General features: G+C 37.9%; 26 protein-coding genes, 1 tRNA gene and 2 pseudogenes. 7 read left to right on the forward strand and 22 right to left on the reverse strand.

Annotated features, from left to right (window positions below):
• Window positions 1–28: 28 nt before the first annotated feature.
• From ACWPVZ_RS04545 to ACWPVZ_RS04575, 7 genes and pseudogenes are all read right to left on the reverse strand, one after another.
• Window positions 29–220 (reverse strand): annotated as a pseudogene (locus ACWPVZ_RS04545) (DNA polymerase); the annotation flags it as partial.
• Window positions 220–675, reverse strand: a complete 456-nt coding sequence (locus ACWPVZ_RS04550) for a hypothetical protein (RefSeq protein ID WP_454381131.1) — start codon at window positions 673–675, stop codon at window positions 220–222. The gene ACWPVZ_RS04550 and the pseudogene ACWPVZ_RS04545, both read right to left, overlap by 1 nt.
• A 14-nt stretch (window positions 676–689) precedes the next feature.
• The gene (locus ACWPVZ_RS04555) at window positions 690–1376 is read right to left on the reverse strand and encodes a helix-turn-helix domain-containing protein (RefSeq protein WP_454381133.1); all 687 of its coding nucleotides are present in this window, start codon (window positions 1374–1376) and stop codon (window positions 690–692) included.
• Between the two features lie 8 nt (window positions 1377–1384).
• Entirely contained in the window at window positions 1385–2245 is an 861-nt protein-coding gene (locus ACWPVZ_RS04560) for an ImmA/IrrE family metallo-endopeptidase (RefSeq protein WP_454381135.1), read from the reverse strand.
• Window positions 2246–2562: 317 nt separating this feature from the next.
• A complete protein-coding gene (locus tag ACWPVZ_RS04565; RefSeq protein WP_454381137.1) occupies window positions 2563–3261 on the reverse strand; it encodes a hypothetical protein in 699 nt (232 codons plus the stop codon).
• 257 nt (window positions 3262–3518) lie between these two features.
• Entirely contained in the window at window positions 3519–4403 is an 885-nt protein-coding gene (locus ACWPVZ_RS04570; protein ID WP_454381139.1) for a hypothetical protein, read from the reverse strand.
• A gap of 367 nt (window positions 4404–4770) precedes the next feature.
• Window positions 4771–5280, reverse strand: a complete 510-nt coding sequence (locus ACWPVZ_RS04575) for a hypothetical protein (RefSeq protein WP_347100624.1) — start codon at window positions 5278–5280, stop codon at window positions 4771–4773.
• Window positions 5281–5591: 311 nt separating this feature from the next.
• On the opposite strand from ACWPVZ_RS04575, the gene ACWPVZ_RS04580 reads away from it, so the two are divergent.
• Window positions 5592–5891 (forward strand): YbaB/EbfC family nucleoid-associated protein, encoded by a 300-nt coding sequence (locus ACWPVZ_RS04580; protein ID WP_347100616.1) that lies wholly within the window; start codon window positions 5592–5594, stop codon window positions 5889–5891.
• 118 nt (window positions 5892–6009) lie between these two features.
• Here the strand turns inward: ACWPVZ_RS04580 and ACWPVZ_RS04585 are convergent, their stop codons facing one another.
• On the reverse strand, window positions 6010–6627 hold the full coding sequence (locus ACWPVZ_RS04585; protein WP_347100618.1) for a signal peptide protein: 618 nt from the start codon (window positions 6625–6627) through the stop codon (window positions 6010–6012).
• Window positions 6628–7728: 1101 nt separating this feature from the next.
• On the opposite strand from ACWPVZ_RS04585, the gene ACWPVZ_RS04590 reads away from it, so the two are divergent.
• Both ACWPVZ_RS04590 and ACWPVZ_RS04595 read left to right on the forward strand, forming a co-directional pair.
• Complete coding sequence (locus tag ACWPVZ_RS04590) at window positions 7729–8430, forward strand: ABC transporter ATP-binding protein (protein ID WP_060972587.1); 702 nt, start codon at window positions 7729–7731, stop codon at window positions 8428–8430.
• 14 nt (window positions 8431–8444) lie between these two features.
• Entirely contained in the window at window positions 8445–11087 is a 2643-nt protein-coding gene (locus ACWPVZ_RS04595; RefSeq protein ID WP_454381142.1) for an FtsX-like permease family protein, read from the forward strand.
• Between the two features lie 65 nt (window positions 11088–11152).
• Here ACWPVZ_RS04595 and ACWPVZ_RS04600 read toward each other — a convergent pair.
• The 4 genes and pseudogenes from ACWPVZ_RS04600 to ACWPVZ_RS04615 form a co-directional block, all read right to left on the reverse strand.
• Window positions 11153–12391, reverse strand: a pseudogene (locus tag ACWPVZ_RS04600) (ISL3 family transposase).
• A 156-nt stretch (window positions 12392–12547) separates the two neighbouring features.
• A complete protein-coding gene (locus ACWPVZ_RS04605) occupies window positions 12548–13276 on the reverse strand; it encodes a MerR family transcriptional regulator (RefSeq protein ID WP_454381144.1) in 729 nt (242 codons plus the stop codon).
• Window positions 13277–13450: 174 nt separating this feature from the next.
• Window positions 13451–14041 carry a 3'-5' exonuclease gene (locus ACWPVZ_RS04610; protein WP_454381146.1) on the reverse strand — a complete coding sequence of 197 codons (591 nt, stop codon included), beginning with the start codon at window positions 14039–14041 and terminating at the stop codon, window positions 13451–13453.
• A gap of 49 nt (window positions 14042–14090) precedes the next feature.
• On the reverse strand, window positions 14091–14627 hold the full coding sequence (locus ACWPVZ_RS04615; RefSeq protein WP_002884601.1) for a DUF536 domain-containing protein: 537 nt from the start codon (window positions 14625–14627) through the stop codon (window positions 14091–14093).
• 503 nt (window positions 14628–15130) lie between these two features.
• On the opposite strand from ACWPVZ_RS04615, the gene ACWPVZ_RS04620 reads away from it, so the two are divergent.
• Window positions 15131–15490 carry a metal-sulfur cluster assembly factor gene (locus ACWPVZ_RS04620; protein WP_073685960.1) on the forward strand — a complete coding sequence of 120 codons (360 nt, stop codon included), beginning with the start codon at window positions 15131–15133 and terminating at the stop codon, window positions 15488–15490.
• Window positions 15491–15647: 157 nt separating this feature from the next.
• On the opposite strand, the gene ilvD is transcribed toward ACWPVZ_RS04620, so the two are convergent.
• Window positions 15648–17366 (reverse strand): dihydroxy-acid dehydratase, encoded by a 1719-nt coding sequence (gene ilvD / locus ACWPVZ_RS04625; protein WP_002891655.1) that lies wholly within the window; start codon window positions 17364–17366, stop codon window positions 15648–15650.
• 112 nt (window positions 17367–17478) lie between these two features.
• Between ilvD and ACWPVZ_RS04630 the strand changes: the two genes are divergently transcribed.
• On the forward strand, window positions 17479–18660 hold the full coding sequence (locus ACWPVZ_RS04630) for an NAD(P)/FAD-dependent oxidoreductase (RefSeq protein WP_454381149.1): 1182 nt from the start codon (window positions 17479–17481) through the stop codon (window positions 18658–18660).
• Between the two features lie 109 nt (window positions 18661–18769).
• Here the strand turns inward: ACWPVZ_RS04630 and ACWPVZ_RS04635 are convergent.
• From ACWPVZ_RS04635 to ACWPVZ_RS04655, 5 genes are all read right to left on the reverse strand, one after another.
• A tRNA-Ser gene (locus ACWPVZ_RS04635) sits at window positions 18770–18856 on the reverse strand.
• A gap of 58 nt (window positions 18857–18914) precedes the next feature.
• Complete coding sequence (gene trmB, locus ACWPVZ_RS04640; RefSeq protein ID WP_003096317.1) at window positions 18915–19556, reverse strand: tRNA (guanosine(46)-N7)-methyltransferase TrmB; 642 nt, start codon at window positions 19554–19556, stop codon at window positions 18915–18917.
• A 9-nt stretch (window positions 19557–19565) separates the two neighbouring features.
• Window positions 19566–20357: a cell cycle regulator CcrZ gene (gene ccrZ / locus ACWPVZ_RS04645; protein ID WP_002884270.1), complete on the reverse strand. Its 792-nt coding sequence runs from the start codon at window positions 20355–20357 to the stop codon at window positions 19566–19568.
• A 57-nt stretch (window positions 20358–20414) separates the two neighbouring features.
• Window positions 20415–21452 carry an ABC transporter permease gene (locus ACWPVZ_RS04650; RefSeq protein ID WP_454381152.1) on the reverse strand — a complete coding sequence of 346 codons (1038 nt, stop codon included), beginning with the start codon at window positions 21450–21452 and terminating at the stop codon, window positions 20415–20417.
• Window positions 21449–22180 (reverse strand): ABC transporter ATP-binding protein, encoded by a 732-nt coding sequence (locus ACWPVZ_RS04655; RefSeq protein WP_342982879.1) that lies wholly within the window; start codon window positions 22178–22180, stop codon window positions 21449–21451. The genes ACWPVZ_RS04650 and ACWPVZ_RS04655 overlap by 4 nt, the downstream gene beginning before the upstream one ends.
• Window positions 22181–22244: 64 nt before the next feature.
• Here ACWPVZ_RS04655 and ACWPVZ_RS04660 point away from each other — a divergent pair, with 64 nt between their 5' ends.
• Both ACWPVZ_RS04660 and ACWPVZ_RS04665 read left to right on the forward strand, forming a co-directional pair.
• On the forward strand, window positions 22245–22664 hold the full coding sequence (locus tag ACWPVZ_RS04660; protein ID WP_037599159.1) for an HIT family protein: 420 nt from the start codon (window positions 22245–22247) through the stop codon (window positions 22662–22664).
• Window positions 22661–22960 (forward strand): hypothetical protein, encoded by a 300-nt coding sequence (locus tag ACWPVZ_RS04665; RefSeq protein ID WP_454381155.1) that lies wholly within the window; start codon window positions 22661–22663, stop codon window positions 22958–22960. Before ACWPVZ_RS04660 ends, ACWPVZ_RS04665 begins: the two co-directional genes overlap by 4 nt.
• A gap of 180 nt (window positions 22961–23140) precedes the next feature.
• Here ACWPVZ_RS04665 and ACWPVZ_RS04670 read toward each other — a convergent pair whose 3' ends face one another.
• The 4 genes from ACWPVZ_RS04670 to ACWPVZ_RS04685 all read right to left on the reverse strand — a co-directional run bounded on the left by ACWPVZ_RS04670 (window position 23141) and on the right by ACWPVZ_RS04685 (window position 24633).
• The gene (locus ACWPVZ_RS04670; RefSeq protein ID WP_173014516.1) at window positions 23141–23308 is read right to left on the reverse strand and encodes a hypothetical protein; all 168 of its coding nucleotides are present in this window, start codon (window positions 23306–23308) and stop codon (window positions 23141–23143) included.
• A 106-nt stretch (window positions 23309–23414) separates the two neighbouring features.
• On the reverse strand, window positions 23415–23789 hold the full coding sequence (locus ACWPVZ_RS04675; protein WP_454381158.1) for a hypothetical protein: 375 nt from the start codon (window positions 23787–23789) through the stop codon (window positions 23415–23417).
• A 92-nt stretch (window positions 23790–23881) separates the two neighbouring features.
• Window positions 23882–24490, reverse strand: a complete 609-nt coding sequence (locus tag ACWPVZ_RS04680; protein WP_002884297.1) for a DUF4230 domain-containing protein — start codon at window positions 24488–24490, stop codon at window positions 23882–23884.
• Between the two features lie 17 nt (window positions 24491–24507).
• Complete coding sequence (locus ACWPVZ_RS04685; protein ID WP_002884447.1) at window positions 24508–24633, reverse strand: hypothetical protein; 126 nt, start codon at window positions 24631–24633, stop codon at window positions 24508–24510.
• Window positions 24634–24849: the final 216 nt, after the last annotated feature.

Raw genomic sequence — 24849 nt, forward strand, 5'->3', positions numbered from 1 at the left:
TTTGTGACTTCGCCTCTTGTGGTGCTCAAAAGACTTTCTTGAACATTGGAGAGGAAGCTAAGATAAGTCCGTTTGAATTATCTGCTCTACTCATCACACAAAGCGAGGTCCTTAAAAGATACAATCCACGTTCCACACACTCAACACTAGCATAGAAAGATCTCATATCCACAAAAGCAATATCAGATTTTGGTTCTCGTGAACAATCAAAATAGCCCATTATCTATCTCTTTTATAGTTGTTTTCCCAATATTCCCTTTCACCTTTTCCTATGCCTTCTGGTAGTTGCTTCAAACATTGTCCCATACTTTGATATTTAACAATTTCAGTTATTTCAGCCAAAGAAAGTCGATGAGATGCTCTGCTAAAGTCCGTATCGAAGTAATCAACCTCTTCTATTTCAACTAAAATCTCATAATTTTGATCAAGATAATATTTAATTTCAGATGGTACTAACTTCTCTGATTCTTTAAAAAACAAATGAATATGGCCGTTTGAAGACAACAATCGTTCTCTGATATTAGTTGATTTTCCAATATAAAAACAGATTTTTTCATCTTCTAAAATGGCAAAAAACTTATATACGCCCACAATATCTTTTTCTAAAATTTCTGAGGGGATAGTAATATTCCCCATTTTAGCTTTTTCTAATTTTGCTTTATACGTCATTCCCATGGTATTCTCCTAACTTACACCTTTAATGGCATAAAGTCTCCTACAATTTTACCCACGATACGAGGGTTTTCATCATAAGGAATATGGATGTCCTTATAAGCCTTGTTAATAGAAACTAGGCGTAGCCCCTCTTCTTCACGGTAGACTTTCTTGATAAAGGTCTGAAAGTTCCACACTACAGCATATACTGCTCCATCATAATCAAAACCTGTCTCACGGATAAGAGCTACTGAACCATTATGATATTTGGGTTCCATGGAATCTCCAGATACCCATGAGGCAAAATCATGAGCTAGTTCTTCATTGAAATAGACAGTGTCGTAGTTTCGATCATCGTAAACTGATGCACCGATACCAGCCGACATCTTTTCGTATACATGGTACTCATAGAGATTTTCTGAAACTGATATTACTTGTTGTGTTTTCTCTTTTTGCACCAAGTCACGAGCATATTCTACTACTTGATTTTTACCTTTATTCGACAATGTATTATACAAACGAACAATTTCAATCTCCGTAAAATATCCTTTTGGTACTCTGAGTATTTGTTCTAGTCGTTTTACTTTCTCTTTGGATGGTTCTTTTACTCCACGTTCCCATGCTGAATAAGCTTGATAGCTGATACCTAATCGATCTGCTATCTCTTTTTGAGTCATTTTTAGCTCTTTTCTACGAGCTTTTAGTTTTTCTGGTTGATACATAGTTCACCTCACATTAATAGTAACTGTAATTCTGCCTTTTTTCTTGCCTCTTCATCTGAGAATTTTTCTTTATCCCAAACATATGCAATCGACTTTCCTTTGTTATAAACAAGCCACGTCTTTATGTTAATACTACTTGCTTTAATTGCTTTCCAGTTATCTTGGTTCAATAAATCTGGGTATTCTATACTCGTTGCAAAGCCTACTTTACTAACTCTCTGCTTAACCTGATTAATAAGGAAACGTTGAAACTGATGGAACTCCTCGATAATTTGTTCTTTAATATTATGAAACAAGTGAAAAATAGAAGCGTTCTTCCCTTCAATATATGTTTCAACTGCTTGTTTGATTTCACTATCATTATCAGAATGATATTCCCGTAGAAAGTCCAAAAGACGAAAAAATAAAGCCTGTTTTGAAACTTCGAGACTATTTTGTACTTGATGGAAGGTCTTGCAACTATAGTATATTTTTGATAAAAGGACAATATCTGGCATCAATACCACAGCCGAAAAGATATTTGCCTCTCGCTCAAGCAAGTTCTCTTGATTATCAATTGATTCTGCAAAATAATTTCCTTTGTGTTTGAGAATAAGATGCCCTAACTCATGGCATAAGGTGAAATTCTGCTTTACTTTTAGGTTATCTCTTTCATAAGAGAAACTAGTTCCCAATTCATCAACTACTGTCAAACCTTCTATCTTGTGATTAGAAAAATGATGACTAATTACTTGAATCTGATTTTTCTGAATACAGTGTTGAAAGAAGTAGTTGAAATTATAATTTAGTAACGAAATATCATGATCCTTCATGTACTGATATAACACGTGTTTTGTAGACTTACTTATTCTTGTATACAATTCATCCAAAGAATAGTACCTCCTTTAAGTATCATTCACAAAACTAAACCGAAAAGGTTGAGTTTATTGTACAAAAAAAGTGGACGATTGTCCACATGCAAAACTTGTTCCAAGAATTTTTTAGGCTTGTTATCATCATAAATACTGATTTTAAGGGATTTAACTACTAGTAAACTTAACAACTTCTATATATTTTACACTATATAGGACAGTAAATGGACAGTGACAGCATAATTGAAGAGTGAACAAAAAGAGGTATAAAAATACCTCTTTTTTACATAACTATCTATTTTTAGAACTTAGTTGAAACACTATTGTCTACCCTTCTATAAAATAGAAAATCTACTCAAACCTAAAACTTTTTTCACCCAAATTAACCTTAAAATATTTGAACCTCGTATCTGAATCTGGAATCGAGAATTCGAAGCTTTTTTAGTTCCATTTTCCCATACATATCTTGTGTTAAACCGAAAACCAGAATAAACTTTATCATTTTCATCATAAAAATCAATGCTAATATCTATGTAATTGATGTAATGACCTGTAGTATTTTCAAAATCCCCTATGTAGCGCTTCTCTTTTCCTGATACATCTGATCCAGTTTCAGCTACGAAGTCTTTAGGAGCAAGGGTATCTACTAGTATACCGTAAACTCTATTAAATTCTTTTACAGCTTTACCATCTTTCAATATGCCATCCAATCTTATTTTATCTTGAACAGGAATTGCTACTATTGAATTAATATCTAGAAGCAATTCATAACGTTTCCTTTGGTATTTATTCCATTCTCTTACAAAAGTACTGTCCACTAAATCTTGATTTTCTATAGATTTTCTTTCATTCTTTTGAACGTTAATATATTTATTAGCTAATCTCTTTAACTTAGGATTTTTAAACTTCCTATTTTTATACTGTTCAATTTCAATTAATTCATAATCTATATAGGATTTATAGTCTTCAATTTCCTGTTCATCATCATCCTTTTGGGCAGTAACATTCCAACGTTCATCTAATCCTGTTGCCAATGAAGTTATGAATTCACTATCATAAGTCTTATTCCTGTTATCGATTGATTTAAATATAGATATTAACAAAAGTATTAGTAATACAGATATTAAGGATACCCTTAGTATTTTTTTATCAGAGTCAATCCCCCATCTCTATCGTTTTATTTATTATATTAACCCCTTGATTACCATCACGATGGCAAATACCTTTTAAGTGACAACCCAAGTATAGATACTTTTTTATACCAAATTTCATTTAGGTGTATTTTTTGTTTTTAGTTCATTTTATCTTCTTCAAAGTGACCAACACCGTCTTCAACAACAAATATACAAGTCACATCAATACTTTTCCCTTCTTCACTATAATAATTACCTCGTATTTCATAGTTTCCATCAGAAAATGAGCCTTTGGGCAAAGATAAGAGTTTTGTTTTAAAATAATCGATATGCTCTCTCGAAAACGACTCGCTAGCGTTAGGATCAAGAGAAGCAAAAATACAATCTAAATGAAGACTCACTGCTTTACTCTTCATTAAATTTTTAGGTCTAATATTATAAAAGCCAGCCGCTTCAAAGTCTCCATTATCCCGATTCTTGACTGCCTGTGAAAGAATAGTAGCATAGATCTTTTCTCTAGATACTGGTTCAAATTTATAACTATAATCATATGTCACTTGTCTATCAAATAGTTTATTAATTTTATTGGCAACGTCTTTTTTGATTTCATCTTCTTCTCGTTGAAATCCTGGTCTCATTTTATAAACATCTAACAAGAAACTAAACTCGTTGAATTTAGCAGTATCAAACAAGTCTTTTTCTTTGTCATTGAGCAATGCTTCGATCTTTGTAGATAACGGAGGATAAAAATCTGAAATATGCTCCCCATTATATTCTCGTATATCTGCTCTCAGATTCTCATCTAAAAAATATCCATCAGAAAATCTCTCAGTATAATTCACTTCAACAACAGTACCGTGAAATGCTTCAATTTCTTTATATGTTCTAATTACTTTTACATTACCTTTAAGACCAAGCGATTTAAATCCTTGTACGACATTATTACTCCACTGATGCCCTTTTCCACAAAAAGTCACTACTACAAAGAAAATTAAACTCACAATGGCAACTATTCCAATAATTGTATATTTTTTCGACTTCATGTCACTGTTGCCTCCCACTATATTAATTTATTTTTCAAGGTCTCCCCATTCCATAACTCGAACTCTTCTAAAATCATTATACTATATATAGATATTTTTCACTCATCTTCTTCAAATGAAAAATGTCACCAGATTAATAGGAACTGACTATCAAAAGTGAGATTTAAGTAAAACATCCTAGTCCCACATCCTTAGAATTTTCAATTCTACTACTTTTTTATTTCGGCAGAACTAGCACCTATCCTCTAACCGTAAAAAAACACTTTGCAAACTGCAAAGCGTTTTCGTTTATACTTTTAACTAGCGTAACTATATAGACTTCACAAGCATAATCAATCTTACAAAATGCTTCTATGCTTCTTATTCTCTAGTTAAACCTACTTTGATAAATTAAATTAAACAGCCACTGAAGATTGATGAAGGGTTTTGTTTGAACATCAATCACAGGTTGAACAGTCTCTCTAATTTCTTTTTGGACTTTTCGTTGATTATACTTAATCTTGTGATAATGTTCATCAAAAGCATGTTGGACAGAAAAATTACGATTTAAAAGATAGTCATCACCAGATGCCGAACTAAAATATAGAGTATCACCTGAAAGACCTAATATAGACGTTTTCGTTCCTTTTTCTCTAGTTATAGCGTACATTCCATCATCATCATAGCTAATACCTTCTATTTCCGGTGTATAGGCCCAACCCATATTCTCCATCAGCATAATGACATCCGGATCTGTCCCCTCCTTATGAGGAATATGCTGAGCATAATAAACAGAGTTAAATTTTAAATTAATAAAGGTAAATAGGCTCATTCCCAAGACTGTATACAGCCCTATAATTAGTCCTACAAAAATCCCTAAAATATTACTTTTTTTCATTGTCATCTTCTCTTTCTTTTTCTATTTCCAATCGAATTTTTTACCGGATGAACAATAAACCATTGTACACTATTTTTAACAAGTCTTACAATTTAAGGATTGGTTACTTTGTGATTGCTCTAACATTTTTTATGAATAAGAAAAAATCAAGTCTTAACAAATTCCTCCAATGCTGCTCCCACTTTTTCAATCAAGCTAAACATGGTATAATAGTTAAGATTTTTATACTACTTATTTCTGGGCAGAAGTGGGCAGTAAAATTTAACAAACAAGGGCTAAACCCTTGATATGAAAGGAATCTAGAAACTATTATGATGAACATGCAAAACATGATGAAGCAAGCTCAAAAGCTTCAGAAACAAATGGAAAAAAGCCAAGCTGAATTGGCTGCTACAACCTTCACTGGAAAATCAGCACAAGACTTGGTTGTTGCTGAATTAACTGGTGACAAAAAGGTCGTTAACATCACTTTCGCTGATGCTGTCGTAGATCCTGATGATGTGGAAACACTCCAAGATATGACTGTTCAAGCACTTAACGATGCTCTCAAACAAATCGATGAAGCTACTAAAAAATCAATGGGTGCCTTTGCAGGTAAATTGCCATTCTAAAAAATGAAAAGGAATCTCACGGTTCCTTTTTCTATATACTCATCTAGCAACTCAGTCATAACATACAAAAGACTTGGACAAGAAATCCAAGTCTTTTTGTGTTAGCCATATAAAAGTTTTATTCTTCAACCAAGGCAAGACCTGACTGTGCGTCTTCTTCGTTTGCCAATTTATAACGATTCTTTTGACCTAAGTAGATACTCGCTGAATCCAATGAACTTTCTAAAGTAGGGTAATTCACATCCTCATTCGCTGTTTGGGAAGGTACAGGTCCTGAGATTAATAGTTCATCATCATTCTTGACATAAATCTGGTATTCTCCAACCTCGCTAGTTTGAGCTAAAATCTCATTCAACAAGTCTGGGTCAAGCGTTTGAGCTACTCCATCAACCACTTGATTAGAGTCCTGCTTATGCTCCGACGAATCCACTACCTCGGTGATAACGATGTAGTCGGGAGTTTCCTCATCTGTAGTCTTAGATTCTTCAGTTTCTGGCTGTTTTTGTCCAGGTGTTTCTTGCTTCTTCGTATCCTGAGCTTGCCCATCATGATTCTTCAAGTCCTCATCACTAACGGTTTGAACCTTAGTCATATTGGCATCTAAATCAAGTTTAGGAGTTTCTTTGACGTCAGCCGAGGCCCCACTGGTACCCATGAATAGAGCCAGAATCCCCAAAGTAGCAATCAAGCTGATTATTGCTTTGCCGATAAAACCATTATCTTTGTTCTTAATCATAAATCCCTCACTATTTATTTGGTTAGCTCTAACTGGCTAACAAGGCGTCCTATTTACTGCTGTAGGAGGCAAAAGGTTGGTTGAGCTGTTTGACCACCCCTTCACCCAGATAACAATATTAGCATGCAATCCCCTTGATTTCAAGCGTTTCTTTAATTTTTAAGCATTTTAAACAAATGACAACTTCATGTCTTAAAATTGGTGCTAATCTATTATCAGATTAGCTTTTTTACGTTATGCAAATGGTAATTTCTTTAAGTAGTACTTAGGGAAATAATAGTTGTTTTTTAGACAGATTCTTCAGAAAGCACTTTTGCTGACTTATCTCCAAAAAATTTTATCGGATAAGAAAATTTTGTCAAAACACTTTAAATGTAACTATAAAAAAGAATTCTTGAGACAGGAAGTCGAATTCTAAACATCCTAAAATAAGATTAGGAACTAGAATTCCTCTATTAGTCAAAAGAATGCCACAACAAAAGGATTTAAGGGTAACTTTATGGAATGCCCCATAATAAATAACTAATCTTAAAGATGCACATCTCTCATTTAGATATATATTTTTAAGGTGTTTACAACTTCTTTAAAAATAACTAACACACAAAAAATCATTACGAAAAGCCCTCTATTTCCCCATAAATAACTTTCCGCATATAGAAAATGTATCCTCCAAATTCAAAAAAAATGTCCGTATTCTGGATACGTCATTGCTAGAAACTATGAAAAACTCTTTATCTATCATCAACTTTGACAGAAAACTAGATCCCCTTTGGCACCCCTATGATGAAGTATTTACCGACCTAAACTCTCCGATAATTATAGAAATTGAAAAAAATAGTATATCGACTCCGTAAAAGACTGAAAATAACCTAACTTTATAACTATTTCACCAAATCTTCACCTCACTCAAAGCTCATCTGAAATAGTATTTTCTCATATGTAAGCGTTTTGTCCACATTTCTGTCACATGTAAGAAGAACTTCTCCACTTTTAAACCTTTTTTCCCTCAAAACCTAGATATTCCAAGGAAAATCCGTTACAATAGAGTACGGAAAGATAGGTAATTATCAGCATCATTATTTTCGTATGAAAGGGAAATTCATGGCTTATATTCAAATGAAGCATAGCTATAAACGCTATAAAACCGGTGATCTGGAAATTATCGCAAACAACGACGTAAGCTTTGATATCGAAAAAGGGGAGCTTGTCGTTATTCTTGGTGCCTCTGGCGCTGGGAAATCAACCGTTCTTAACATCTTGGGTGGTATGGACACCAATGACGAAGGCCGCGTCATTATTGATGGTAAGCATATCTCTGAATACACAGCCAAAGAACTTACAACCTATCGTCGTGAGGACGTTGGCTTTGTGTTCCAATTTTACAACTTAGTTTCTAACCTTACGGCCAGGGAAAACGTCGAACTAGCATCTGAAATCGTTCCAAACGCTAAAGATGCTACTCAAACACTCGTCGAAGTCGGTTTGGGAGACCGCTTAGACAACTTCCCATCACAACTATCTGGTGGGGAGCAACAACGTGTCGCTATTGCACGCGCCGTTGCCAAAAATCCAAAGATTCTTCTTTGTGATGAACCAACAGGGGCTCTGGATTATCAAACAGGGAAACAAATCCTGACCCTCCTTCAAGAAATGGCTCGCAAACAGGGAACAACTGTTATTATCGTGACCCATAATGCTTCTCTAGCTCCAATTGCCGATCGTGTCATTCGAATGCACGATGCCAAGATTAAGAGTGTGGAACTTAATCCTAATCCACAAAAAATCGAGGACTTGGAATACTAGAAAGGAGCAACGTCATGAAAAAAACAACTTATTGGAAAGATGTTTGGCGAACCTTTGTAGCTTCTAAAGGGCGTATGCTCTCTATTGCCTTACTTATGGCACTGGGATCCTTTGCCTTGATTGGTCTTAAAGTAACTTCTCCTAATATGAAGAAAACTGGGGAACACTTCTTCAAGACGCATCAAACAGCTGACTTGAGCTTAATCAGTACTTACAATATCAACCAAACCGATCAGGACCTTCTCAATACAATAAAAAAGAAGAATGTAGACATTGAGTATGGTTATTTCAAAGATGCTGTCGTCAAGGGAACGAATACGGCATTTCGTATCTTCTCTAAACCTAAGAAAATCTCCACTTACGACCTTATTGAAGGGAAACTTCCTACTAAGGACGGGGAAATCGCTCTTTCCTCAACTTATAAAGAAGAATATAGCGTCGGAGATAAGATTAACTTTTCTGAGCCAGTAGATAGCTCTGGGCAAAAACAGTTAAAGGAACAAACATATACCATTACTGGTTTTGTTAATTCTTCTGAACTTCTCTCTAGGAACCGTCTTGGTAATGCCAGCGCTGGTACGGGGAAACTAGATGGCTACGCCATTGTTCCAGAGACGGACTTCACCTCTAACGATTACATGATTGCCCGCATCCGCTACAAGGATTTGGAAAATGTTAGTCCTTTTAGTGAGGAATACGCAAATAAGATTTCTGAACGAAAGGCTGAACTTAAGAAACTCTTTAAAGATGAACCTGAGAAACGCCTAACTGAGATCAAGTCTCAGTCTCAAGCTCAAATTACTCAAGCTAAACAAGAACTTGAAACAGCCCTCGCACAGACCCAGCAAATGGCTACAAGCAACGCTGCTGAAGCTGCTAGTGTCAAAGAAGCTACTACCAAGATTGAAGCCAAGCAAAAAGAACTCGAAGAAAGTCAAGCAATGGTTGATAATTTACCAGCGCCTAGCTATCAATTCTACTCACGTCGAGAGATTCCGGGTTCCGAGGGATATGTTGCTTATGAAAGTAATATTAACATCATTCACGATGTGAGTAACATCTTCCCTGTCGCTCTCTACTTTATGGCAGCTTTGGTTACCTTTGTAACCATGGGACGCTTTGTTGAAGAAGAGCGTGGTAAGGCTGGTATTTTCAACGCCCTAGGCTACAGTCATTCGCGAATTATCCATAAATTCGTCATTTATGGTTTGATAACGAGTATTACTGGTACAACTGCAGGTGTTATTACCGGTCATACACTACTTCCGATTCTAATTCACAACACTTATAAGAGCGATTTGCAGCTTCCTGCTTTTGAATTGCACTTCTACTTAGGACTTACCCTTGTGGCCTTCCTTTTAGGTCTCTTATCTGCTGTGCTACCTGCCTTTGTGGTTGCCAAGAAAGAGCTCTGGGAAAAGCCTTCCCAACTCCTCCTTCCAAAACCACCTCGAGCGGGAGCTAAGATTGTCCTAGAGCGCATCACACCGCTTTGGAAACGTCTCAGCTTTACGGAAAAAGTTACCATGCGAAATATTTTCCGCTATAAGCAACGGATGTTTATGACCCTCTTTGGTGTCGCAGGTTCTATTGCACTTCTCTTCGCAGGTTTAGGAATTCGATCTTCTGTATCTAACCTTAACCAACAACAGTTTGAAGATATCATTCACTATGATATGATTGTTGCCAAGCAACCAAATGCGTCAAGTACTCTGGATGAGGAACTCACTAAACTCCTCGATAGCAAAGACGTCAAAGAATACTTGAATGTCCATTTTGAAACCTTGCAAAAAATTGCCGGTACCAATAAGGACACCCAAGAAATCTCAACCCTTGTCTTTAACGACCGTGACGAAAAACTCATTGACAGTTACGTTAGCTTACATGACCGAGACCGCAATAAGACTCTCAAGCTATCTAATGACGGAGCAATTATCTCTGAAAAAATGGCAAAACTTCTAAACCTCAAGGTTGGAGATACCATTACTGTGCAAAACAGTCAGGATGAATCTGTCAAGATTAAGATAGCTGGTATCACTGAAATGTACATGGGGCATTTCCTCTTTATGAATGCTAGCTACTACCAAAAAGCTTTTGGGACACCTTCAGTGAATAATGCCAACCTTGTTACTCTCGCTGAACCAACTAAGCAAAATGTTGAAAATATGGCAGCCAAATTCATCAACTTGCCAAATGTTTACGGTGTTGTTCAAAACAACAACCTTAAACTGCAAATCAGCACTATGGTCAATTCATTGACACAGGTTATTGGTATTTTGATTACGGTTTCCATTCTCCTTGCTGTGGTTGTTCTCTATAACCTAACTAACATCAACGTTTCAGAACGTATCCACGAACTTTCAACCGTTAAGGTTCTTGGTTTCTACAATAATGAAGTATCCCTCTACATCTATCGTGAAACTATTTACCTGTCTATCATCGGTATCTTCGTAGGGTTTGGTCTTGGACAAGCACTCCACCAATATATGGTAAGCATCATTCCGCCAGATCGTATCATGTTTGATCCATCTATCGGTTTGGCTACCTACCTTCTACCAGCTGTTCTTATCGGCTTCATTCTTATTATCCTTGGCTTCGTTGTTAATAACCGCCTAGCCAAGCTTAATATGCTCGAAGCTCTAAGTTCAGTTGAATAAGCTAAAAACGCCTGAGAAGTAATTCGGCTCTTTGTCAACTGTAGTGGGTGACGAAAAGCTAACATCTAGAGAGAACCTGATAGGTTTTCTCTTTTTGTATGTTCAGAGTGATGAAAACACGCTTCCTAAAGTTGATAAAATTTTTAAAACCGAAGCCCAGACGTTTAATATCTTTGATAAGCTTATTGGTTCCCTCCAATTTTGCATTTGAATAGTCTGTTTCTAGTGCGTTTTTGATGTATGGTTTGTGTCTAAGGAAGGTCCTAAAGACGGTTTTAAAGTAATGATTGACCTTGCTTATATTCTCCTCTATGAGCTCAAAAAACTCATCTACCCTCTTCTCCTGAAAGTGAAACAGCAACAGCTGATAGAGGTTATAATAATTAGCGAGTTCTTCTGAAAAGTCTAGTGTCTTCCTAACGACTTCATGTGGACTTAAGGTTTGACCAAAGGTCTTTGAGTAAAAAGGGTTGAGAGATAACTTACGGCTGTCCTTTTGGAAGAGTCTCCAGTGATTTTTTAAAGCTCGATAAGGTAGTGACTTCTTATCAAACTGGTTCATAATCGCAATTCTTGTCTTTAAAAAGGCTCGACCAAGGTGCTGGATGATGTGGAAACGATCAATAATGATTTCGGCATTTGGAAAAAGTCTTCGAGCTAGTGGGATATAGGCTCCTGACATGTCCATCGTGATAAACCGTACCTTTTGTCGTACTTTCAATGGATACTTCAAAAAGTAGTTTCGAATCGTGGTTTGACGGCGATTATCAAGGATGGTTATGAGTTTGTTGGTCTCATAGTTTTGCGCCACAAAAGCGAGTTCACCTTTCTTGAACCCAAACTCATCCCAGGACATAACCCTTGGGAGTTTGTCAAAATGTTCCTTGAAAGTAAACTGATCAAGCTTACGATAGACAGTGGATGTCGACACACGAAGTCTTCTGGCAATATCTGTTAGTGACACCTTCTCAGTTAGAAGTTGTGCAACCTTTTGTCGGATAAGGTTGGAGATTTGGTGGTTTTTCTCAACGATTGAGGTTTCAGCCACCGCTACTCTCTTACACACTTTACACTGGAAGCGACGTTTCTTCAGACGTAGTAGTGTTGAAGTTCCCGCTTGCTCGAGAAGAGGGATTTTAGAAGTCGTACTTGATCATCTTTCCATGGCAATGAGGACATGGTGGTGCAGAATAATCAAGTTTTGCTTGAATCTCGATATGAGTGTTAGTTTCAAAAACAAGTGAAATCTTGATATTTTGGTCTTTAATTCCGATTAATTCTGTGGTATTCTTAATAAGTCTCATAAGTTCTTCCTAATGATAGTTTGGTCGCTTTTCATTATAGTTCTTATGGGACTTTTTGTGTACACTCAAAAAGCTCTATAATCTCTACAGTGGTTTTACCCACTACAGAAATTATAGAGCCAGTAATTCTCAAGCGTTTTTTTATATTCGATAAATTTATTTCGTTTTAGTCTTAGCCAACTCCAAACAGTAGGTCTTAACATGACAATGAGGACAAGTCAGTTTTCGAGTCCTTGGTGTATGTCCGGCAAGAGCAAACTCTTTAAAACTTGGATCAAAGGTCCTATGACAATTAGGACAGAGGTATTCGAACTGCTTTCTATAGTGAAACACCACTAAATTTGTGGCTATGATAAATGCGGGGCAGACAACAAACAAACCTCTCGGATCCTTAAAATAATAAATAACTATCAGTAGACCTATCAGATAAAGAAGGGAGATTAGAACGACACTCCCATACATTCTCAACTGCAAATTTCGCCATGATTTTTGATTTTCCATAAGACGTGAAATGTCTGACAAATCTTCCAGCGAAAGTTGACGCCGTTTAGCAGTAGCTTTTTGCAAGTGATGGGCACGTTTTAGTTTGACCTCTATTTCCTTCGAAGACTTTTCCAAACTCTCGATTTGGTCTGTCAACAAAAGCTCTAAAACCTGTTCCCTATTCTCCTCTTGCAAGAGTTTCTTGATTTGTTTGATTGAGAAGTCCAAATCTCTTAAGAAACAAATGACTTGCAGGCGTTCCAAGTCTGATTCGTGATAGATTCTCCGGCCACCTTCTGTGACTTCAGATGGCGTCAAGATACCTCTTTGATCATAGTACTGGACAGTCCTAACTGACACTTCTGCTGCTTTAGCCAACTCTCCTGTTGAAAACTGCGACATCTCAGTCACCTCCTTTTAAGATTTTCCATCAAAGGAGGACCTTGGCCACCTTTGATACCTAGATTCTACCTTATAACGCAAGGTAATATGCAAGCTATAACCCTAGAGGATTTTCTTTTCTTACAGAAAAAGTTAGCTATCACTCTTTACACCCTTTACAGCTTCTGTAAAGCCCTAGTCGAAAAGGTCACCCAAACCTAAGGCAGCAAAAGGATTGTTACTGACTTCTTCCTGTTGCTCCAAAAGTTTGGCATTCTCATCTAATTCGAGAAACTTCTCGTAAATCTGTGCGGTCATACGAGCATCCTCCAAGCTGTTATGACCGTGTCCCTTGATTCCAAAGAAACCTGCCACACTAGTCAACTTGAGGTTAACAATACCGTTCAAATCAGAAGCACGACGGTCAAAGGCCTCATCGAAAACATCTAAAGCATATTGCTCTTTCAAGTCTAAACCATTTTCAGCTAGAATAGGCAAATCCGACTTAAGGGCATTGTAACCGATAAGTGGTGTATCACCAACAAATGCCTTAAAATCCGCTAGAACGGACTCTAACTTCGGTGCCTTGGCAATCTTATCCGCTGTAATTCCAGTCAAACCATTGACAAAGGATTGCAAAGGAACATCCGAATAGACGAAAGAATCAAACTGGTCCACTTCCTCATGCTGATTCAGCTTAACGGCCGATACTTGGATAATATGGCTAACCCCATCCACCGTGTTAAACTCCAAATCAAAGGCAATATAAGTTTCTAAATTTTCCATTTTAATCTCCTACAATAGTTAAAGCTGAGACTGAGTCCCAGCTTCTTTTTTATTTTCCAAATAGACGTCCAAAGAAACCTTTTTTAGAAGCTTCTTCTTGTTTGGTCTGGATTTCTTCCACTTGGGCCTTGGCTTCGTCAACCTCAACCTTAGCCTCATCAAGTTCCAGTTTAAGCTCTTCCTTGTCCTTCATAGCAGTCAAGGTCAATTGCTGCTGTTGATCAATTTGCTTGTCCTTTTCGGCGATTTGAACGTCTTTGACACGCAATTGGTCATCCATATTAGACAACTGCTCGTCCTTAGCCTTCAACTGAGCATAGAGACGGGCAATCTCAGAGTTTTTCTCGTCTACAAGAATCTCCAACAACTCACGTTGTTTTGTTTCTTCATCAATTGGCTCATCGTCAAAGATGGTTTTCTTGTAAATTTCCTCCAACTTAATCAAGCCACTGCGTTTAACGACAGTAACCCCTTTAGCATTTTTTTCTAGATCTTCTTCTGGAAGTTGTTTGACACGATTATTGACTGCTTGACGACTAACACCAAGGATTTCAGCAATCTCGCTGACTGTCTTTTCAATACTCATAATAGCCTCATTTTCTCTTGAAATGTCTTACTATGAGAATATCACAATCACTCCTTTCTGTCAATTTGACTAGTTATTCTGGATATCTGAAGGACTTTTTTCCTTTCACTCTTCAAACAATTTACTTGATAGGAAGCTAAGCTTTTGGTAAACTATGTGTGGGTATAAATGTATATAGAAGGAAAGTCTTTGACTTAAACAATCGGTACTTCCAAATTGGGTTTGGTCGGTATCAGATCTGTTGTATCTAGGAATGGTGGGAACAATTCCACAAGGTTTGGGATTTTCATTCTTGCTCCAATTTTTGATGGTATTCGAGCAACCTTGGTTGCAAAACGACTTGATATTGAAGCATAAATCACATTATCTTCAACGGTTTGACTGTTGGAGTTTTTTTATTGTTACTTTACTCGCTTACTAAAGCCTCATATTGCCATCCGAGATTGAAAAAAGCCCTAAATTATGCCATAATAAACAAAAGCAAAATAGAAAGAATGAGTCCTATGAAAAACTTCCGTGATGATATTAAGGTCAATGATTTGGCCCAGCCCTTCTTAGAGTCAATCGTCGAACAAATGACCACTGTATTCGATCCTGAGATTGAGCTAGACATTTACAACCTTGGTTTGATTTATGAAATCACTGTCGATGAAAATGGCCACTGCTACTTCCTTATGACCTTTACTGATACTGGTTGTGGCTGTGAAGAGACTATGCCTTATGAAATCGCTGAAAAGCTAAAATCCATTGACGGTATTAACTCTGTCAAGGTGGAAACCACTTATTCACCAGTCTGGAAGATGACACGCATCAGTCGTTATGGACGTATCGCTCTTGGTATCTCACCTCGAGGCGGAAAATAAAAGGAAAACCGGTTGGACATTTCCAACCGGTTTTTTACTAGAATAACAACAGACAAACCATTACTTGTCATCATACTGCCAGCAACTGTCTCAAGATTTAATATCAAAAAATCACATCGAACAAATGTCCGGTGTGATTTTGTTTTATATCATTTCATTAGGCTTTACCTGATTTATCCATGTTCCAGAAGTCGGTAACGGCACCACGTGACGCTGAAGAAACGATGTGAGCGTATTTACCGAGGACACCACGGCTATAAAGTGGTGGCAACTCAGTTTCCGCTTTACGTTTCGCCAACTCTTCGTCTGAAACGTGCATCGTAATTTCTTTGGTATCTTGGTCAACTGTAACCATATCACCTGTGCGGAGATAGGCGATTGGACCGCCGACCTGAGCTTCAGGCGCGATGTGTCCAACAACGAGACCATACGTACCACCAGAGAAGCGTCCGTCTGTCAAGAGGGCCACCTTATCTCCTTGGCCTTTACCAACGATCATGGATGACAAGGACAGCATTTCCGGCATACCAGGACCACCCTTCGGACCTACGAAACGAACAACAACAACGTCACCATCCACGATTTCATCCGAAAGAACCGCTTCGATGGCATCTTCTTCTGAGTCAAATACTTTAGCAGGACCAGTGATGTTACGAACTTTAACCCCTGATACTTTGGCAACCGCACCTTCTGGAGCCAAGTTACCTTTCAAGATAATCAATGGACCATCAGCACGTTTTGGATTTTCAAGCGGCATGATGACTTTTTGACCTGGTGTCAAATCATCGAAGGCCTCCAAGTTTTCTGCAACAGTCTTACCAGTACATGTGATACGATCACCGTGAAGGAAACCATTCTTAAGAAGGTACTTCATAACGGCTGGTACACCACCAACATTGTAAAGATCTTGGAAGACATATTGACCTGAAGGTTTCAAGTCAGCCAAGTGAGGCACACGCTCTTGGAAATCGTTGAAATCTTCAAGTGTCAAATCAACGTTAGCTGCATGAGCAATAGCGAGCAAGTGAAGTGTCGCATTTGTTGAACCACCAAGTGCCATTGTGACAGTGATGGCATCTTCAAAGGCTTCACGTGTCAAGATATCTGATGGCTTAAGACCTAGTTCAAGCATCTTAACAACTGCACGACCTGCTTCTTCGATATCTGCTTTCTTCTCAGCTGATTCTGCAGGATGAGATGATGATCCTGGAAGGCTCATCCCCATTACTTCGATTGCTGTCGCCATTGTGTTGGCAGTATACATACCACCACAACCGCCAGGACCAGGGCAGGCATTACATTCAAGATCTTTAACCTCTTCTGCGGTCATATCACCGTGGTTCCATTTACCGATACCTTCGAAAACAGAAACCAAGTCGATATCCTTACCGTTAAGGTTACCTGGTGCAATGGTACCACCATAAGCAAAAATCGCTGGAATATCCATGTTAGCAATGGCAATCATAGAACCAGGCATATTCTTATCACAACCACCAATAGCAACAAAGGCATCGACGTTGTGCCCCCCCATAGCTGCTTCGATTGAGTCAGCGATGATATCACGAGATGTCAACGAGAAACGCATCCCTGGTGTCCCCATGGCAATACCATCCGCAACAGTAATTGTACCAAATTGAACTGGCCAAGCACCCGCGTCTTTAACACCTTCTTTGGCAATTTGACCAAAACCGTGCAAGTGGATATTACATGGTGTGTTCTCAGCCCAAGTTGAGATAACCCCAACAATAGGCTTTTCAAAACTATCATCCGTCATCCCAGTCGCACGAAGCATGGCACGGTTAGGTGATTTAACCATGCTATCGTAGACAGATGAACGGTGTTTCATGTTATTTTCAGACACGATATTTTCCTCCATAGTTAATAACTATTCTAATTTAAACTTCTACTCCTATTCTAACATAAATTATCTAAAAAAACTGACCATTTACAAACTATTCTCCCTTTTTAAATTATGCTAAAATAAAGGCATGAAACATTTTGATACTATCGTTATTGGTGGGGGGCCTGCTGGCATGATGGCGACTATTGCCTCAGCCTTCTATGGCCAACAAACCCTTCTAATTGAAAAAAATAAACGTCTCGGAAAGAAGCTGGCTGGTACTGGTGGTGGTCGTTGTAATGTTACTAACAACGGGACTTTAGATGATCTTTTAGTAGGCATTCCAGGTAATGGCCGTTTCCTCTATAGCGTCTTTTCACAATTTGATAACCACGATATCATTGCTTTTTTCGAGGACAATGGTGTCAAACTCAAGGTTGAGGATCACGGACGTGTCTTCCCTAAGACAGATAAATCACGGACCATCATCCAAGCTCTGGAAAATAAGATTCAGGAACTTGGTGCTAGCATCCTCACCAATACAGAAGTTGTCTCCGTCAAAAAGGTTGATGAGCAATTCCAAGTTAAGTCTTCAGACCAGACTTTTACCAGTGATAAACTCATCGTCACAACTGGAGGAAAATCTTATCCATCGACTGGTTCAACTGGTTTTGGACATGATATTGCCCGTCATTTTAAGCTCCAAGTCACTGATCTTGAAGCTGCGGAAAGTCCACTCCTAACCGACTTCCCCCACAAGGCCTTACAAGGAATTTCTCTTGATGATGTCACTCTGTCCTATGGCAATCACAAGATTACCCATGACCTTCTCTTCACTCATTTTGGCCTATCTGGCCCAGCTGCCCTACGTCTTTCCAGTTTTGTAAAGGGTGGTGAGATAGCTCATCTGGACTTTCTTCCCAACCAAAGCCAAGAAAATCTCAAGGCTTACTTTGAGGAAAATCGCGAGAAATCTGTCAAAAACACCCTCAAAGCTCTTGTACCTGAGCGTGTCGCTGAATTCCTAGCAGAAGACAAGGCTGATAGTAAGGTTAAACAACTGCATCCCAAAGACTTGGAAAACATTATCAGTCAGCTTAAGGGCATGGAAATTCCAATCACAGGTAAAATGTCACTTGCCAAATCCTTTGTGACTAAAGGTGGCGTTGACCTTAAGGAAATTAATCCCAAGACTCTAGAAAGTAAAAAAGTCCCTCACCTACACTTTGCAGGGGAGGTCCTTGACATCAATGCCCATACTGGTGGCTTTAACATTACTAGCGCCCTCTGTACTGGTTGGGTAGCAGGGATTCAGAGCCCTTGGGACTAAGGATTGAGTCCTCCTATCATAAAAAGCTGTTAAAACCATCTTCTTTTTAATTACTATACCTAAAAAGTGTCCCTTCTAAAACGGAAGGGACACTTTGTCTATTTCTCAAAGGAGAGGAGGGGATTCGAACCCCCGAGCCCCGTTAAGGACTACACGCTTTCCAAGCGTGCGCACTCGGCCTCTATGCGACCTCTCCACATCAAACGATTAACCATCAATAGGCTAATCGTTATTTTTAATCAAGTTTTCAAGATTTAATCTTTAAACTGAGCCTCTACTCGGTAGATGACCTGACCTTTTTCTGAGAACTTACGCTCGTACTCAGTCATGACGTTGCCCTCATAATCACTTGCATGAAGGTCCAACCAAACTTTGTTGAGAACCATTCCATACTGTGAAAAGCTCGCCAAACTGTATTCGAAAAGTCCACGATTGTCTGTCTTAAAGTGAATCTCTCCATTTTCAGGCAGAATTTGCTTATAAGTATCTAGGAAAGTCTTGTAAGTTAGACGACGTTTCTCATGACGGCTCTTAGGCCATGGATCTGAGAAATTCAGATACATCATATCCACTTCGCCATCTTCAAAATAATTGGTCAAAGCTGAACCATCCACGCGCAAGAGTTTGACATTTTCAGCACCAGAGGCCAAGACCTTATCCAAGGCATAGCTCAAAACGGACAACTGAATATCAATACCAATGTAGTTGATGTCAGGGTTTTGTTGGGCCATACCAGTAATGAAGGCCCCTTTACCAGATCCTACCTCGATATGGATAGGATTATCATTACCAAAAAGCTCATGCCACTTACCTTTAGCAGCTTCCGGCTCAAGAATAACGTACTGAGGATGGTTAGCTAGGTGTTCCTCTGCACCTTTACGTTTTCTAACTCGCATGTCTACTTTCTAATATCTGTGCAAGGTCTCTCTGAATTTACGAAGTTCATAAATCTCTCGGTTGGCATGTTCCATATCACGACTATCAAAGAATTTTGAAATCTGTGTCAAGTATGAAAATTGCCCATACCAGTAAATCTTGTCCATCACAAGGTCATTGTTCTTATAGCCATAGTATGACAACCACTGGGGCCAATGTGCCAATGGAATGTAATGGCTGAGGATTTGTGCCACATCATACATACGATCTGTTAGACGTACAGAATCCCAATCAACCAAATAAATCAATCCTGAGGTTGTGATGACAAAGTTACTATGACGAGCATCTCCGTGAACAATTGTTGCAATCTCCGCACGAAACTCTGGAAGATGACGTTTCAAATCTCTAACAACGTCTTGAAGGAAGCCATTTTCACGCAATTGATAAGCGGCATTTTCTTCCCACTCGTGTAGAAGATCAAAAGGATTTTCAATATGATAATCCAACTGCAAAAGTTGATTAACCAAGTGTTTAGAGCGGTGCAAATTACCAAGAATTTGGATAATCTGTTTACTGTTCATGTCATGTTTGGTCAAAATACGACCATCAAGCCACTCCTGTGCACTCATCATGTCACCATTTCCCAGACGCTTAGCCCACAAGAGCTGTGGTGCAATCTGTTCCTTGGCAAGAGCTGCCAAGATTGGTGTTGTATTCATCTTCACAAAGACGCGATCTCCGTTTGGATAAGTTCCCATATAGGCCTTACCACTATTTCCTTTGAGAGGAGTCAGGCTCAAATCTTTATCTGTTGATGTCACCTAGGCATCTCCTTTTTCTTTAGTCATTCGTTTCTATTTTAACTTATTTAATAGGTGTTAGTCAATCATCTTCTTAAGCTTGGCTGGTAGGTAAACAAGGCTCAAAACCAGCATAATTCCAACCAAAATCAGGCTAAACTTAAGATTGAAGAGGCAAATAGCCTGGACCAGAGTCAGCACAAGTACAATCTGAGTAATCAAGCGCTTAAGATTGCTCACCTGCATGTCTTTTCCAACTGGCATAAGGTTAGCCATTCTCTGATAAGCAAAGTGTGATTTTAGTGCTGTGAGCTGGAAGAGCAAGAGGTAGTCAAAAACAACCACAAGCACCATAGCCAGCCATTTTTCAGGAACCAAAAAGATAACTAAAAGCGTTAGGGCAAAAAGGCGTAAGCTAAGGGCAAAGTAATCTCCAGAACGCAAGAAGGCTCTTAGGTAAAGATTATACCAGGTATTTTCCTTGTCTTTCTTTGTACGTTTGAGAATACCATCCAAATAAGCACGACGTTTAACACTCGACGTAATCCCTTTAACATTGGTAAAGAGTGAAAAGAACTTCAAGATCGATTGTTGACGCTTATTTTCTCCTGCAATAGCTTCAGTCCAATTCAGTCCAGACTGCTTATAAAAAGGTTGAGCCTTTTTCTGGAAAATAACATACTTAAGAATAGCCATAGCCACAGCTACAAGGATAACTCCCCAAACTGGAAGTCTCAAGGCTAAAAAGAGAGGAATAACCAAAATAAAAATCAGGGTTTGTACTATTACCCAAAATCTAAAAGCACGTCCTGTTGCCTTCTTAACATGGTCTAGCACCTCTTCTTCCTTAACCAAAAGGTAGTGCTTGTCCGCAGGTTCTAGATAAGTCGCAATATTCCCCCAGAAAGGTAATAACAGACAAAGCACAAGCAGGCCAAGAATGATTGCCCACGGATTTTTTGGAAAATGCTTCAGCAACTGGCTATACTGAACCAAGACAAAGCCTAGCAGAAAGAGAAGAACCAAGATAAAATGATCATTAAAAACGTAGCGACTATACTTAGCACAGCGGGCATTGAATCGCTTGCTACGCTCCTTAAATAGCTTAGCTATCATGACAATTCTCCCTTAGTTAACTGCATGTAGATATCGTTAAGACTAGCACTATCGTCGCCAAAAGTCTGACGGAGCTCCTCGAGAGTCCCCTGTGCTAAGACCTGTCCATGGTGCAAAATCACAAAGCGATCACACATCTTCTCAGCTGAATCCAAAACGTGAGTCGACATGAGAATAGCCTTACCATTCGCTTTTTCCTCAGCCAAAAGCTCAATCAAGTCCGAAATCGCCAAGGGATCCAAACCTAGGAAGGGCTCATCAACAATGAGAAGACTTGGACCAACAATAAAGGCACAGATAATCATGACCTTCTGCTTCATTCCCTTTGAAAACTGAGTCGGGAACCAATCTAACTTTTCATCTAAGCGAAAGAGTTTGAGGTACTTGTCCGCACGTGCCATCCCCTCAGTCACATCAAGACCATAGGCCATCAACACCGTTTCCAAATGTTCACGAAGCGTCAACTCTTCATAGAGACTTGGCGTTTCAGGAATATAGCCAATCTTCTGACGATAGCTAGCTGGATCTTGTTGAATAGTTAACCCATCAATAGCAATCTGTCCCCCATAAGGTGTTAAGAGACCAATAATCTCGTTAATTGTTGTTGATTTCCCAGCACCATTAAGACCAATGAGACCAACCAATTCACCATCAGCCACCTCAAAAGTCACATCTTTTAGGACGGGAATATTAGCGTAACCACCCGTCACCTTTTCTAATTTAAGCATTATCTTTTCTCTCTTTGGTATGATATAATCTATTATAACAAAAACTCATGGAAAGGTCGTTATTATGGATAATTGTATTTTCTGTAAAATTATATCTGGAGAAATCCCTTCATCAAAAGTCTACGAGGACGACAAGGTTCTAGCCTTCCTCGATATTTCACAAGCTACAAAAGGACATACCTTGGTTATTCCTAAAGAGCACGTTCGTAACATCTTAGAAATGTCTGCTGAGACTGCTGAGACTGTCTTTAGCCGTGTTCCAAAAATTGCTCGTGCCGTGCAAAAAGCAACTAGAGCAATCGGCATGAATATCCTTAATAACAACGAAGAAGTTGCTGGACAAACCGTCTTCCACGCTCATATTCATCTCGTTCCTCGTTACGGTGCAGACGATGGTATCCACATGGGATTTGACGAACACGAACCAGACTTCGCTGCCCTGGCTGACCTTGCTGACAGCATCGCTAAAGAGGTAACAGAATGAAAATTGGACGCTTTCTAGCTCTTGGAGCCCTCGCCTACGGTGCCTACTACGCCTATAAACGACGTGAAGACATCAAAGAGGAAATCCTAGACCTCAACCAATCACGAGAAAATATCTGCTACGATTTGGACAATATCAAACGCAACCTTGACATCATCAAGGAACAAAACCTGGTACTTGCTGACATCAAACAAGACCTCAACTATAAAACACGTGTCTTCAAGAAAGACCTCGAACCCCGACTCAATATCATCCAAGAACGCTTGCAAAAGTATCAAGGTGATGATAAAGAATAAAGGTAAGTAGCCTGTGCTACTTACCTTTTTTATCAATGATGAAAACTTATAAAAAGTTTATGGATAGTGTAATAGTCACTCAATGTTCCTTTTTTTCACAACAGAAAGTACCATTCAATAATAAAAGGCACCACTAATCAGATTAAAGAGAACGCTACTAAACCTATTTTCATATAATTACTATTTCTTTTTTAAAGCATTAATAATAGAACATGTTGCTGATTTCGTTAAGCCTTGATTTTTAGGATGTGTCCTTAAATAGGAATGGACTTTGGTACCAGTATCTGAACGTGTGTAACCATTTGTATTAACAATCTTATTACTTAACAGTTTATCCAATAAATTCATTCTGCATCTCCTCACAATTAGTAATTAAAATTTATACTAAATGAATTCATTGTATCATAGTTACCATTCTGTATATTAGCAGTCCACCCAATATTTTCACTGCTCTTCATTTTATGCTTATAGTAGTTTGCTTTTTTGCTTTTTCGTCTGATTCCTCAACTTTCTGTCCTGAATTAACTGCAACAAATTCTGATATAGATACTGACTGCTTTCCTTTCGGATCAATTCTAGATTGTGACGAACTAAATGGCTTTGCTTCAATACTATTGTTAATTACAAAAGTTGATTCAATATTAATTTCTTTATCCGTTAAGTTATCAATAATAATATTTCCACCAGTTCTTATTATTTTAATATTTTTATCACTATATAGTTCTTCCGTTTTTGCTACTGTTTTTTTCGAACCCATAATACTTTGTCCTACTTTTGACGTATTATTGCCATTAGTAGAATTTTCATTCGAAGAATCTCTAATAGCCAAAAAAATATTAACAATGTAAATATAAATCCAAAAACCGCTAATACATAAACGCTAACATTAAAAATTTACTTTAACATATCTTTTCCTCACCTTTATTTTTGAGTTTCAATTGTCACTTTTGCCTCGTGGTCCAAAGATTTAATCATTGTAGAGTAGTACTTCTCGGCTGACTCCTTTAATAATTTTTTATTGTCCTTTATAAAACCTTGTTGTTCCTTATTTGAAAAACCTTCTGCAACAGCCTCACCAGTATCTATGTCTTTAGTCGAATAACTAAGAATCCCTCCACTAGTATCGTAGAGTGTATAGGGTTTGTCTTTATCTAATTCAACACCAATAACTTCAAATTTGGGTAATGTAACTTGATAATTATGATTACCATTATCTTTAATGGTTACATCATTCTTAATACCGAATTTTGCCGTATAATTTAGAATAATGAGTGCTTTCTTTTCTGAACCAGGTATTACAAAGTTACTACCAAATAACTTTGTATTATTTTCTATTGACTTAACTTTTTGAATAGATGCATTGAGTAAAACTAACTCACTGACCTTTTCCAAAGATTTTACATTTACTATGATTTCTGTCTTTGGTTTTTGATTACCAGATGACTCACTCCCTTTATATACGCTAAGAAAAATGAATCCTACGACAATCACTAATAAAATCGCTAAAATACCATATATTATCTTTTTCATACTTTTTTCCTATTAACTCATTTCTTCAAAAACAACTGGATTAACAATCCTGCAATCACAATACCAGCTGCAATTAGGGGGTTCAACATTGCTATTCCTACAAGAAGTAGAATAGCCAAAATCCATAAAACTACTTTTAACATTATTTCTCCTTATCAAATAACAAAAGATTGTAATATTAGACCCAAGAAATCACTAACTAAAATTTAATTTTACACAAAAATTATATAGCGATATGAATGCGTTGTCAACGCTTTCTTGAAAATAGAATATATTTTTAACTATTTATCATATTATCATAATTTAAACAATTTTATCTCATTTTATATTTAAGAATAAATATAAAAGTCACAGCTATA

It is taken from the genome of Streptococcus sp. Marseille-Q6379 (genome assembly GCF_965119505.1).